Origin of the sequence: Streptomyces sp. NPDC091292 (assembly GCF_044757265.1) — a bacterium.
Classification (GTDB): Bacteria; Actinomycetota; Actinomycetes; order Streptomycetales; family Streptomycetaceae; genus Streptomyces.
Map to the genome: position 1 here is coordinate 1 of NZ_JBIVUQ010000043.1, position 11,451 is coordinate 11,451.

Annotated in this window: 9 protein-coding genes and 1 pseudogene; 4 read left to right on the forward strand and 6 right to left on the reverse strand. The window is 68.1% G+C overall.

Features of this window, described 5'->3' with window-relative positions; all coding sequences use genetic code 11:
• A partial coding sequence (locus tag ACIQNU_RS43640) for a hypothetical protein (protein WP_401378261.1) occupies positions 1-270 on the forward strand: 270 nt, incomplete at its 5' end.
• 1,046 nt (positions 271-1,316) lie between these two features.
• Here the strand turns inward: ACIQNU_RS43640 and ACIQNU_RS43645 are convergent.
• Both ACIQNU_RS43645 and ACIQNU_RS43650 read right to left on the reverse strand, forming a co-directional pair.
• On the reverse strand, positions 1,317-2,231 hold the full coding sequence (locus tag ACIQNU_RS43645) for a GNAT family N-acetyltransferase (RefSeq protein WP_401378262.1): 915 nt from the start codon (positions 2,229-2,231) through the stop codon (positions 1,317-1,319).
• Positions 2,232-3,125: 894 nt separating this feature from the next.
• Complete coding sequence (locus ACIQNU_RS43650) at positions 3,126-3,860, reverse strand: MarR family transcriptional regulator (protein WP_401378263.1); 735 nt, start codon at positions 3,858-3,860, stop codon at positions 3,126-3,128.
• A gap of 244 nt (positions 3,861-4,104) precedes the next feature.
• Between ACIQNU_RS43650 and ACIQNU_RS43655 the strand changes: the two genes are divergently transcribed.
• Both ACIQNU_RS43655 and ACIQNU_RS43660 read left to right on the forward strand, forming a co-directional pair.
• Positions 4,105-4,776 carry a DUF4097 family beta strand repeat-containing protein gene (locus ACIQNU_RS43655; RefSeq protein ID WP_401378265.1) on the forward strand — a complete coding sequence of 224 codons (672 nt, stop codon included), beginning with the start codon at positions 4,105-4,107 and terminating at the stop codon, positions 4,774-4,776.
• 351 nt (positions 4,777-5,127) lie between these two features.
• Positions 5,128-5,199 (forward strand): annotated as a pseudogene (locus ACIQNU_RS43660) (hypothetical protein); the annotation flags it as partial.
• Between the two features lie 113 nt (positions 5,200-5,312).
• Here ACIQNU_RS43660 and ACIQNU_RS43665 read toward each other — a convergent pair.
• Together ACIQNU_RS43665 and ACIQNU_RS43670 are read right to left on the reverse strand one after the other, a co-directional pair.
• Positions 5,313-6,146, reverse strand: a complete 834-nt coding sequence (locus tag ACIQNU_RS43665) for a PIG-L family deacetylase (protein ID WP_401378266.1) — start codon at positions 6,144-6,146, stop codon at positions 5,313-5,315.
• A gap of 1,452 nt (positions 6,147-7,598) precedes the next feature.
• Complete coding sequence (locus tag ACIQNU_RS43670; protein WP_401378268.1) at positions 7,599-9,110, reverse strand: hypothetical protein; 1,512 nt, start codon at positions 9,108-9,110, stop codon at positions 7,599-7,601.
• Positions 9,111-9,259: 149 nt separating this feature from the next.
• Between ACIQNU_RS43670 and ACIQNU_RS43675 the strand changes: the two genes are divergently transcribed.
• A complete protein-coding gene (locus tag ACIQNU_RS43675; protein ID WP_401378270.1) occupies positions 9,260-9,529 on the forward strand; it encodes a hypothetical protein in 270 nt (89 codons plus the stop codon).
• 379 nt (positions 9,530-9,908) lie between these two features.
• Here ACIQNU_RS43675 and ACIQNU_RS43680 read toward each other — a convergent pair whose 3' ends face one another.
• Positions 9,909-11,057, reverse strand: a complete 1,149-nt coding sequence (locus tag ACIQNU_RS43680) for a DUF475 domain-containing protein (RefSeq protein WP_401378273.1) — start codon at positions 11,055-11,057, stop codon at positions 9,909-9,911.
• 168 nt (positions 11,058-11,225) lie between these two features.
• On the reverse strand, positions 11,226-11,451 hold a 226-nt coding region (locus ACIQNU_RS43685; protein WP_401378275.1), incomplete at its 5' end, for a transposase.

Below are 11,451 nucleotides of genomic sequence, written 5' to 3' on the forward strand. Positions count from 1 at the left end.
GCGCGCGGTCTGCTCCGCAGACACGACGCGCCGCCGCTACGCGGCGGATCAACTGCCTTGCTCCGCAAGGCAGTTGACGGACCGTCACTCCGTGACGGCTCCGAATCGCTCCGCGATTCGGACGGCAGGAATTCGCTCCGCGAATTCCTGAAGGGCACCGGCGGCAGGGCGGGGCCGCCCGTTTCGGCTTTTTCTGATGCCCTTTCAGGTAATTCCGTAATCCACTTTCCCGGAGAATTTCAGGCCCAATTCGCCGCAAAGAAAAAGTAATTCATCGCGTATTTGAGGAGTTCCATTCCAGGCCGGGAATTCCCGATACGCGCAGGGCGGTTCTCAGTGGGACGTCTTCACGACGGGGCGCCTCCTCCTCGAAGGTCAGGCTTGCCCTTCAAATTGCCCTACGCCTTGCCTCAGCCGACCGAACCGGGCAGGTGAAACCGCAGATCAGACCAGGCGGACAAGGGGTGCCGAGCACGCCAGCTACTTCCTGGGGAGACCCCTGCGGACAGCACCCGCCCGGTTCCGCCGAGTCCGGCACTGCCAGCCCCAGCTCGGCTCCTGGCGCGGCGGCGCGAGCCGACGCGCGGCACAACGCCCCCGGCGCACGCCGCGCCCGACCATCGCCCACCCCCACCACACGCCAACAGGGCGCGGGAGCAGCGGCAGCAGAGGGGATGTCAGCAGGCGTACCAGACTTGATTGCTGGGGTGACGTGGAGGTGCGGGGTGGGGCCGCGCAACATCGCTGGCCGGGTCGAATGTGACGCCGGCGGACCCTGGCATGGCGCGGAACGGCTCGGATCCTGTCGGCTGGCGGGCCGAGTGCAAGGAGGTCGCGCACGCCCTGGTCCGCGAACGGTTCGCCCAGGGCCACTCGGCCCTGGGCTGGGGCCTCGGCACCGTGCTCTGGTACGCGACCGCTGTAGGCCGGCAGGACGCTTTCCGTGAGAATCCGCCCTGGCCCAGCAGGCTGGACCCGACCCCCTGTAAGCCCTGCCTGGAGCGGCGGTTCGCCGCAGGATGCGTCAGGGTCACCCAGTTGCACGGCGGGCTTCGGGCCGGGCACGCTGCCGTCACTCATTTTGTGTGTCGCCCTCCAAATGCGCCGCCACCAGGGACGGTGTGGCAGGTGGTCGGCTGGTCGCCGGGTGTGTCCGCGAGGTCGGCGAGATCCTCAGCAGCTGCCTGGGTTTCACGCTTCCGACCTGGGTCGACGTCGTCGATGTCGGCCAACTGTCTGGCCTCACCGACTTCGTACTCCATTTGGTAGGTGTTTTTCTTCCTTTCTGTTATGACGGGTGGGGTGGGGTTTGCGGATCAGCTCTGTGGGGGCTGGTCTTGTTCCTCATCGGCTTCTGGCGTGCCGGAGGAGAACGTGTATCCGGTGAAGTCGGCGAGGTGGATGTATCCGATGCGCTGGTAGAGGGCGTTGCTGGTGGGGTTGTCCGGGTCCGTGAAGAGGACGACGTCCGTTGCGCCTGCGGCCAGTGCCGCTCTGCTCACTTCGACCGTCACGGCGCCCGCGTAGCCGCGGCCCCGGAGGTGGGATGGGGTGTAGACGGGGTCCACCCGGATCATGCCGGCGACGATCGAGGTCGCGGCTGCCATGGAGACGGGGGTGCCGTCCGGGGTCTCCCAGAATGTGAAGTGTCTGTCGCCGAAGCGTGAATCGGTCCAGGAGCCGGCGTCGATCAAGTCGATGGAAGGCTGTTCCCCCACAGCGACGCAGAACTCACGGCACCAGCGGACGACTTGTTCGTGGTCCTTTTCCTCTGTGACGCGGCCCCGGCCTTCCGGGTGTGGCTGCGGTGGGGTGAGCGGGCCCAGGCGGTACAGGTGGGTCCGCCAGAAAGGGGTTGGTGCTGTGCCGGTGTGCCGTTGCCATGCGTCTGCGAAGGCGGTGGCGGTGTCGTGGTCGGCGATGACACCGGAGGGGCGGTGGCCGAGGCCGGCCAGGTGAGCTGCGAGGGTGTCGGTCTGCTCGTCGGAGAGGGGGGTGGCCCACAGGTATCCGCGGGGCGTGCGGTAGAAGATGGCGCGGACTTCGCCTCCTGCCTCAAGTCGGCCGAAGAGGGGGGCTTCGGCACGATGCGCGCCGGCTCCGTGTGTGCGCAGTTTCTCGATGTCTGTCAACGGTGTGTTGTGCAGGGCGGGCCGCGAGCGCAGGAAGTCTCCGGCTTGGGCGAGGAAGGTGTCGATGTTTTCGGTGAGTTGCCAGTCGTCCGGGAGCATGGTTCATGGTCCCGGATGTACTCGACTCGGGGGGTGCGGTTTGTTCGGAGGTGCGTCGTCGCCGCTGCTGGTGCAACGGCTGTCGACCATGTGACGTAGTTGTTCCTGGTCATGCGCGAGTTTTCCTCGTCCACTGGCTGGTCCGCCGGCTGGTCTGCGGGCTTTTTCGGGTTGGTCGTCGGGTCGTGATGGTGATGAGTGCCCGGTGGGGTTGTGTTTCGGAGTGCTGGGGCAGTTGTTCGTAGTCGGGTGCGTTGTGGTGGGCGTTCATGGGTCAGGCGATCGTCCGTTCGGCCTTCCTGTGGCGGGGCAGGACGAAGACGCCCTTGGCGCCTTGGGGCCTTGGGGGCTGGAGACGATGTGCGGGGTGAGGCGGAGGCGTTCGCGGGCGCAGTCTGGGAGTTGGCCGGGGTAGTTGCGGGTCGGTCGGGACCTGGGTGTTCTGCGGTTGGGTGAGATGCAGGCGCCTGAGCACGTCGCGGGCGGTGGCGCGGTTCTGGTGGGGCATCGCGGTCCTGGAGGTCGGCGGGCGTCGCTGTGGTCAGCGGCTGTGGCGCCAGACGCCCGGTCGGCCGGGTCCCGTAGATTCCGCTGCTGGTTCGCGGGGTCTCGTGTGGGTCCGGACGGCCGCCGCGGCATCAGCAGTCCTGGCCGGGATCAGCAGCGCGTCGGACAACTGCGGTATCAGGTCGGCCAGTTCAGCAGAGCACTGTCACGGGCTGCGCGTCCTGTGGGCAGGCCGTCCTTCCTTCTGCGGTGGTCTTCGGCTGCGAAAGTCTTGCCGCGTCACGTCGGCGAGTACGCCGGTAGCCGCTGATGGGAGGGAGGACGTGTCGGTGGCCGGGGTGTGCTGCCGGGCGGGTCGGGGCGGGCCGTTGAGGGTCCGGGAGGGGCTCAGGCTGCGGTGTCCGGGGGCGTTGCGGGTTTGGTGTGGAGGATGTCGCGGGCCTGGTCCGCGGCGCGGGCGATGCTTTCGGAGACGAAGTCGACGAAGCGGGCGATGTTCTCCAGGCGGGCGGCGGCCGGGGTGTCGGGGCCCAGCACGCCGATGCCCTGTCGGGCCACCTCGCCGAGGTGGGCGGTGGCGCGGGCTCCGGCCATCGTCGACTGGTACAGCACGTCGTCGTCGACGATGTAGCGCTCTCGGCGGCGTTCGTCGCGCTCGCGGCGGACGAGGCCCTGGCTTTCGAGGAACGCGACCGCTTTGGAGACGGATGCCGGGCTGATCTGCAGACGTCCGGCGAGTTCGGAGGCGGTGAGGCTGCCTGCGTCGGTGGTGTAGAGGCAGGCCAGGACCCGTGCTGTCATCTTCGGCAGGCCCGACTGCATGAAGACGGTGGTGAACGTTTCCTCGTACTCGCGTACTGCTGCGGCGTTCCGTCCGTGGGGCTGTGGGGGCGTGCTGGGGTCGGGGGGTGGGGTGTTCCTGCGGCGGTGGGCGCGCTGCGCGGTGGCACGGTGTGCGATCTCCGCGCGGTAGGCGGTGGGGCCGCCGTTGCGCATGACCTCGCGTGTCACGGTCGAGGTCGGACGGTTCAGGCGCCGGGCGATTTCCGCGTAGGCGAGGCTGTCGGCCAGTCCCAGCGCGATCTGTCGGCGTTCGTGCTGGCTGAGTCTGCCTCCCGGCATCGCAGCCCCCTTTCCCGGTGGGCAGTATCCCTCCACTTTAGCGTTCACTCTTCACCCATTGCAACGGACGTGGTCGGGAGTGTGTCGGGTGTTGCGTTAGATTTCACGACCATTGCAACGAATTACCGGCTGTCACCTGCGCTTATGGTGATTGGGTGCAACGAATCGATTGCCGTTTGAGGAAATGCAACGTAGCTTTTCTGTCATCGGAAACATCACATCAGCGAGCCGAAGGAAACATACGATGCACACGTTCGACACCCCCGCCCCGGTCACCGCCGTCCTCGACATCCCCGCCGGCCGCATCCGCCTCATCGCCGCCGACCGCACCGACACCAGCGTCGAGATCCTGCCCGACAACGCCGCCAGCAGCCGCGACGTGAAGGCCGCCGAACAGACCGACGTCACGTACGACGACGGCATCCTGCGGATCACCGCCCCGCAGGCGAAGAACCCGATCCTCGGCAACCGCGGATCCGTCGAGGTCACCGTCCAGCTGCCCGCCGGCTCCCGCGTCGAAGCCACGACCGCCCTCGCCGAACTCCGCGGCGTCGGACGCCTCGGCGACGTCGCCTTCGAAGGCGCACAGGGCACCGTCAGGCTCGACGAGACCGCCGGCGCCCGCCTCACCCTCCAGTCCGGCGACATCACCGTCGGCCGCCTCAACGGCCCCGCACACCTCACCACCCAGCAGGGCGACCTCACCGTCACCGAAGCCGTACACGCACACCTCACCCTCCACACCCACTCCGGCGACATCACCACCCACGCCGCCCCCGGCACCTCCGCCACCCTCGACGCCAAAACCACCCACGGCCGCATCCACAACACCCTCAAGAACACCGGCAGCGCCGGCGCCACCCTCACCATCCACGCCACCACCACCCACGGAAACATCACCGCACACAGCCACTGACAACACCCACCCACAACACGGCGCAGCCGACGGCGAACGGGGAACGGCGGACGGCAACGCACAGGCCGCAACGCACAGGCAGCAGGGGGGCCGGAATACAGAACTGACGCGCCTGACGCGGCCTCAGCGCACCGTCCCCCGAAGGCCGGACACCACCTTCACCGCCCCTGCGCACAGCATGGACCGCAGGGCCACGCCTGGCCTCCCGCAACCCGCGGAACCGGCCACCACACGCAACGCGACCCATGCCGGGAAACGCCACCGGCGGCCCTCTCCGAAGCACGACTGCGCCAACTGCGCGACGCACTCGAAGCACATGCCGAAACCCGGAAGACCCCCGGACTCGTCGCCCTGGTCGCCCGGGACGACCAGACCCACGCCGAAGCCACCGGGACCATGCGCCATGACAGCGGTACGCCGATGCGCCGGGACACCATCTTCCGGACGGCCTCGACGACCAAACCCGTCACGGCCGCCGCAACGACGGTCCTGCCGGCCGGACGGCGGCGGGAGGCGGGCGGCGGGCGGCGGGCGGATCAGCGCAGTCCGGCGAAGAGATCGTTCTCGGGTACGGCCGCGCCGGTGACGTCCCTGACACGTACGAACGTCTCCACTCCCATCAACTCGCCGAACCTCTCCCTGCCCATCCTGAGGAAGAAGATGTTCTCGCCCTGACTGGCATGCGCGGCCAGCGCATCGAACTTCTGACCGCTGAACACGGTGGTGTCCACCCACGTGGTGATCTCATCGTCGGGGAGGCCGATCCCGGCCAACGCGGCGGCCTCGGCAGGATCCGGCTCCGGCATGTCCTCATGGAACTCGCGCATGGTCTCGCCGAACCGCTGCATCATCGAGCGGGGCATCGTCGTCCAGTACACCTTCGGTGTCAGCGCGGTCATCTCCAGCGCCGCCATCGTGATGCGGTGGGCCTGGATGTGGTCGGGGTGGCCGTAGAAGCCGTTCTCGTCGTAGGTGACGACCACATCGGGCCGGTAGTACCGCATGAGTTCCGCGAGCCGGGCCGCGCCTTCCTCCACCGGGGTCTGCCAGAAGGATCCGGGTGCCTCGTTGCCCGGCCAGCCCATCATCCCGGAGTCGGCGTAATCCAGCATCTCCAGATCGCCGACCTTCAGGACCTCACAGCTCGTCTCAAGTTCCTGACGGCGCATCAAGGCGACCGCCGCCGGATCATGCCCGGGATCACCCGGCTTGACACCCCCCGGTCCGTCACCGCAACCGCCGTCGGTACACGTCACGAGAACCGTGCGGATGCCTTCCGCCGCATACCGCGCGAGGACCCCTCCCGTTCCGGTGGCCTCGTCATCGGGGTGGGCGTGTACAGCCATGAGCGTCAACAGCCGGTCAGCCATAAAAACAGTCCTCCTGCAGAAAAAATGCGTCCTGGTCCCACTACCGCGGCGGGCATACCCCGATCCTGCCGCCCGGATCCCGGCAGCGCGGACAACCTCGCGGACCCGTGTTCCCCACCGCGCGGCGCCCGTCCCCCGGTCCCCCGGTCCCCCGGTCCCCCGGTCCCCCGGTCGATGCAACCACGCCGGCCGACCGGCTGTTCCCCGTACAGGCCGCATGGACTTCGAGGCGCCGGCGCTTCCACGCGAACGAAGTACTCGCGCGACCCGCACGTCCCTTCGCCGTGCATCCGCCAGACGGCGAGCCACCGACCTGCCGGGATGCCCAGTCATTTGAGCACGCCGAGTGCCGGCATTCCCAAACGACCTGCCCCTCGCAGAATCCTCCCGGCGGGACGGAAGCGGGGGCGTCGGGTGTGGGCAGCGTCCCTGGGGCCAGGAAGAGAGTCATGGCACAGGTGAAGAGCCCGGTGCGGACAGCTTGACCGAACTGGTCGGCGAACCTGTCCGCATCGGACGGGTCAAGGTATCCGCGAGCAGCAGCAACACGAGCCCAGATCCTTCAGCCCCATCACGTTACCGACGGCCGTGAGGTCCCGGATGACAAGAGTCCGGGCCCCCACCACGACGACCGCGTGCCTCGGGCGGCAAGCATCCCGGCATGCCGGGGTGCCGGGGCGCCGGGGCGAAGAGCGGGCTCGGCACGGAAACGCAGAACCCGAGCGGCAGCGTGCTCGCCCTCGACATCGAGGACCAGAGCTGCGTAGCCGGGGCCGGCAAACACGATCCGGCCACCAGGACGGGACCACACCAGTCATATCGCCGACCACCCGCTCCGGCGCCCACGCCGAGGACCGCCCGGACCTGCCCGCAGAATCCGTGAAGGCGTGCCGAACGTGACGGTGGCTCACGGGTGCAACCCTGGTGCCTCGGCCGCTTCAGGGCGAGGTTCATGAACGTCGCGTCCGCGAACGAGGAAGCGGCGTCGGTGGTGCGGGTCCCGGGTGCCATGGGCGGCGTAGAACCGGCGAACCGTCGGCTCGGCTGCGCTGTCGTGGAATTGCCGGTGACGGAAGGCGAGTTGGACGGCTTCCGCCAGATACGCGAGCGGGACGCCGTATGCCGGGCGGATCCAGCGCCGGGGACGCCGCACGCCGTCCGGGCCCCCCGTCCCGCCCGGTCGCGGCGGCCCGACGGCGGCACAGCGCGGACCGCCCCGAACGGCGCCGCCGCACCGTCCTGGACCGCCTCCGGCACGGAGGACACCCGGACACCGAACCCGCGCACCGCCCCGCTCCGCCATCCGCTCCCGGCTACCCACGGCCAGAACGGGAACCGCCGCAGCAAGAACACCTCCACGCGGTCACCGTCCGGCCGCCGACCACGGCGACAATGCCGAGATCGCCCGCCGGGGCAGCCCCGCGCCACGAAGAACCCGCTCCGCCCGGCGATCTACGCCGCGACAAGGACGGTGAGCCATTCCGCTTCACGTGCCCGGTACCCGTAACGATCCCGCAGCCCCGCCACGACCGCCGGGACATGGCCCGCCCCGTAGACGACAGCCACCCGGACCGGCTCACCGGCACGCTCCGCGTGGATCTCACCCAGCGCGTCGAGCAACCGCCGGTCACGCCGGTCAGTCATCGCATGCCCCACAGGACTGTCGGCCGTCAACTCCGCCTCCAGTGTGGACGGCAGATCCTCCACCATCACGTCGTTGTCCAGGAAGGCACGCGGACCGCGCAGCGCGAACACCAGGCCCATGACAGGAGCCCCGATCATGAGCAGCAGATACATCCACCGCGGCAGCGTCTTCAGGTCCGCGATCGCCTCCGCCGCGGTCACATCAGGATTGATGACCGGCACGCCCTCGGGAAGGAGCAGATCATCGCGCTGTTCCTGCAGACCGCTGCTCCGCCGGCGCGGAGCGAACCGGTAGGCAAGCGTGAGAGCACGCACCCTCACCGACTTCCCCCGGATTCCCTCCAGGACGATCAAGTCGCAACCCCTGAGCCTGATACGGACCTGGGAGTAGAACGCGGGCGACGCCACATGCAGCATCGGGAAGATCACGAATTCAAGTGGCGTCCCTGCCCGCCTCATCGTGATCACGGCAGATCGGACGGCATACCCGGTCACCTCGATGATCTGCATGACTCCCCCGCGAACCCCGCCCGGCCTATCCCCACCCTCTATGAGGACACGAACCCGCCCAGGCCCGTGGTTGCAGCAACGGCCCAATCCGCAGCCACAGCCCATCCCCGGCGGCAGCCACACCGACAACGGCTGCCTGCCGAAACCGATCAGAACCCACGACCACCCACAACACCACCAACCCCCGGCACCCGTCACATCGACCCCGATAGCGACGAAGCCGCTGAGCCGTTCGACGGTGAGCTGCCAGGTCTGCGGGGAACCGGCACCCAGGCTGCTCCTCGCCTCCCCGACCAGGGCGGGGAAACGGTCGTACGGCGGAGAATCCGGATCGAACGCCGGGGCCCGCGAGCCGGCGGGCGCGTACACGACCGACAGCAGCCGATCCCGCACGACGACGGTGAGCGCCGCGCGCGCGTCCGTGCCCCCGGCGAGTGAGCCAATAGCCTTGCGCAGCCCACCCTTGTCGAGGAACGACTGGTCCGGGCCGAACGTGACCGCAGCAAAGGCCGACGACCCCACCGTGGACAACGAAAAGGAACAGGGGGTGACCGACGGGGTGCCGGAGGCGGCCCCGTCGAACAGGCCGGGCGGAACAGCAGGACCACACCTGCCGCGGCCGGCAGCACCGCCAGCAGCGTGACGAAGCCGGCCGCACAGCCCGGCCGAAAGCTCACTCACCACCACCCCCCCGCGCCGCCCGCCGAACTCCAACAGAACACACCGGAAGGGATCCACAAGCGGCACGTACTCTTCGCCCGCAATCCAGGATCCTGCGAGCCGACCGCAGCCAGACGGATCAGTTTCCACACATCACTGGCCTTCGAAAAGTTCCACGAAGAGAGTTACCGCGCGTTCGGCCACGAGCTCATCGACATCCCCGCCGGCGACCTGGCCGGCCGCGTCGCCACGGTGAACTCAATGATCGCGCATGTCCGATCCCGAGACACTGCCACCTGATGAGGACAACGGACAGATCGAGCTGCTGCTCGCCGATCCCGCCCGCGCGGTCGCCGACGATGTCCTCGCACTCGCGGGCCGACTTGCACGAGGACGACGTACGCCGCCTGTTCACAGAATTCGTGGCGGGCCAAGCCGACGGCGGCCTGGCGTGGCTCTCGCGGAACCTGCTCCGGGTCAGGGACCGGGCCCGTACGCCGCGGGCGCTTCTGGAGCGGCTCCAAGACGCCGCTCCTGCCACGGAAGCGACCACCACGGCTTCCCCCTGACCGTCGCCCGGTGCCGTCCTCCCCCGTCGGCGCCGGGCGACCACCACGAAACCACCGGCCGCCACCGCGAACCCTGCATGCCGGCCTCGCCGTTTCAGCCGGGTACGGCGGCTGTTGAGGCAGAAACACGGAAATGCCTTCCTGACCTGCGACGATGAACCCTGTCGAGGGGTTCCGCCGGTCCAGGCGGAAGACACCTTCTACGTGCCGGGCACCAGGTCGCGTCCCAACGTCCATGTCGGCGCCGACAGTTCGGGGATGGTCGGGCATCCGGGACACGGTTGCTGACGATCTCGCGGATACCACCGGGCTGAGCGCCGCGTACTCCGCCGCTCTCAGGCCACTTCGGCCGCGCGGGACCGGTCATGACCTGGCCGGGTCAGACGCCGGAGGGGACCTCAGCCTTCTCGGCGGACCTCCCTTGTTCTCCTCCGTCCGCCGCCAACCTGCGGTTGCGGCGGACGGAGGACCAGAAGGACCAGGCGATCAGGATGACACCGATGAGACCGGTGACCGCCTCGGGGATCTGGTAGCGGATGGAGACCATGAGGATCACGGCCAGCGCGCCGATCGCGTAGTGCGCGCCGTGCTCCAGGTAGACGTAGTCGTCGAGGGTGCCCTGGCGGACCAGATAGACCGTCAGCGAACGGACGTACATCGCGCCGATACCAAGGCCGAGCGACATCAGGACGATGTCGTTGGTGATCGCGAAGGCGGCGATGACACCGTCGAAGGAGAAGGACGCGTCCAGGACCTCCAGATAGAGGAACATGAAGAACGCGGCCCTGCCGACCATCACGACCGCCGGGACCTTCTTGCCGCTCCTCCTGGCCTCTTCCTCGGCCTCACGCTCGCGCTCCTCCTCTTCTTCGAGCTTGTTCTCGAAGAAGCCGGAGAGACCGCCGACGACGAGGTACGTGATGAGGCCGAAGACGCCCGAGAGCAGGACAGTCGCCGCCTTGTCGACATGCATGCCGCCGTGCTGGTGGGCCTGGGTCGCAAAGGTCATGGCGCTGATCGCCAGGACGACCAGGGCGATGCAGACCGACAGCATGTCGATCCTGCCGAGCCTGGCGAGCGGGCGCTCCAGCCAGCCGAGCCACTTGATGTCACGGTCCTCGAAGATGAACTCAAGGAAGATCATCAGCAGGAACATCCCGCCGAATGCCGCAATCGACGGGTGGGCGTCGGTGACGAGTTGCTCGTAACGCTCGGCGTCGTTGATCGCGAGATCGACGGCCTCGATCGGGCCGACCTTGGCACTGACCGCCACGATCACGACGGGGAAGACCAGCCTCATGCCGAAGACGGCGATGAGCACACCGATGGTGAGGAAGATCTTCTGCCAGAAGGCGCTCATCTTCTTGAGGATCCCGGCGTTGACCACAGCGTTGTCGAAGGACACCGAGATCTCAAGGACGGAAAGGATCGCCACGATCCCGAAGGCCGCCCATCCCCCGTACAACGCCGCCGCCACCAGGCCGAGCGCGGTCACCGCGAACGACCAACCGAACGTCTTCAGAACCACTGACTACCCCATCGTTTTGAGCGGGGCTCCCCCGCGAGCCGTGCCTGACTTTACTGAAAACTGACCGAAGTCTAATAGGACTCCGTTAGGTTCGTCTTGATCTTGGTGTTGTGGGAGTCCTGCTGGGCAGGGGTTGGTGGCAGGTGGTACAGATGCCGGTCCAGCACCTCAGAGTGTTCTGGAGGATGTCGAGGACCTGATAGAGAGTGAGGCCGGCGCGGGGACTTTTGGGGACAGGCGCTGTTCGGTGAGGAAGGCGTGGGCGGCGGTCACGAGGGTGACGTGGTGGTGCCAGCCCGGCCAGGAGCGGCCTTCGAAGTGGTCCAGACCCAGGCCGTGTTTGAGTTCGCGGTAGTCGTGCTCGATGCGCCAGCGGACCTTGGCCAGACGGACC

Bases quoted from the DNA above. Each gene is read 5' to 3' on its own strand.
- ACIQNU_RS43655 (WP_401378265.1), top strand. From the start codon at position 4,105: ATGCACACGTTCGACACCCCCGCCCCGGTCACCGCCGTCCTCGACATC.
- ACIQNU_RS43645 (WP_401378262.1), bottom strand. From the start codon at position 2,231: ATGCTCCCGGACGACTGGCAACTCACCGAAAACATCGACACCTTCCTC.
- ACIQNU_RS43675 (WP_401378270.1), top strand. From the start codon at position 9,260: ATGAGGACAACGGACAGATCGAGCTGCTGCTCGCCGATCCCGCCCGCG.
- ACIQNU_RS43665 (WP_401378266.1), bottom strand. From the start codon at position 6,146: ATGGCTGACCGGCTGTTGACGCTCATGGCTGTACACGCCCACCCCGAT.
- ACIQNU_RS43650 (WP_401378263.1), bottom strand. From the start codon at position 3,860: ATGCCGGGAGGCAGACTCAGCCAGCACGAACGCCGACAGATCGCGCTG.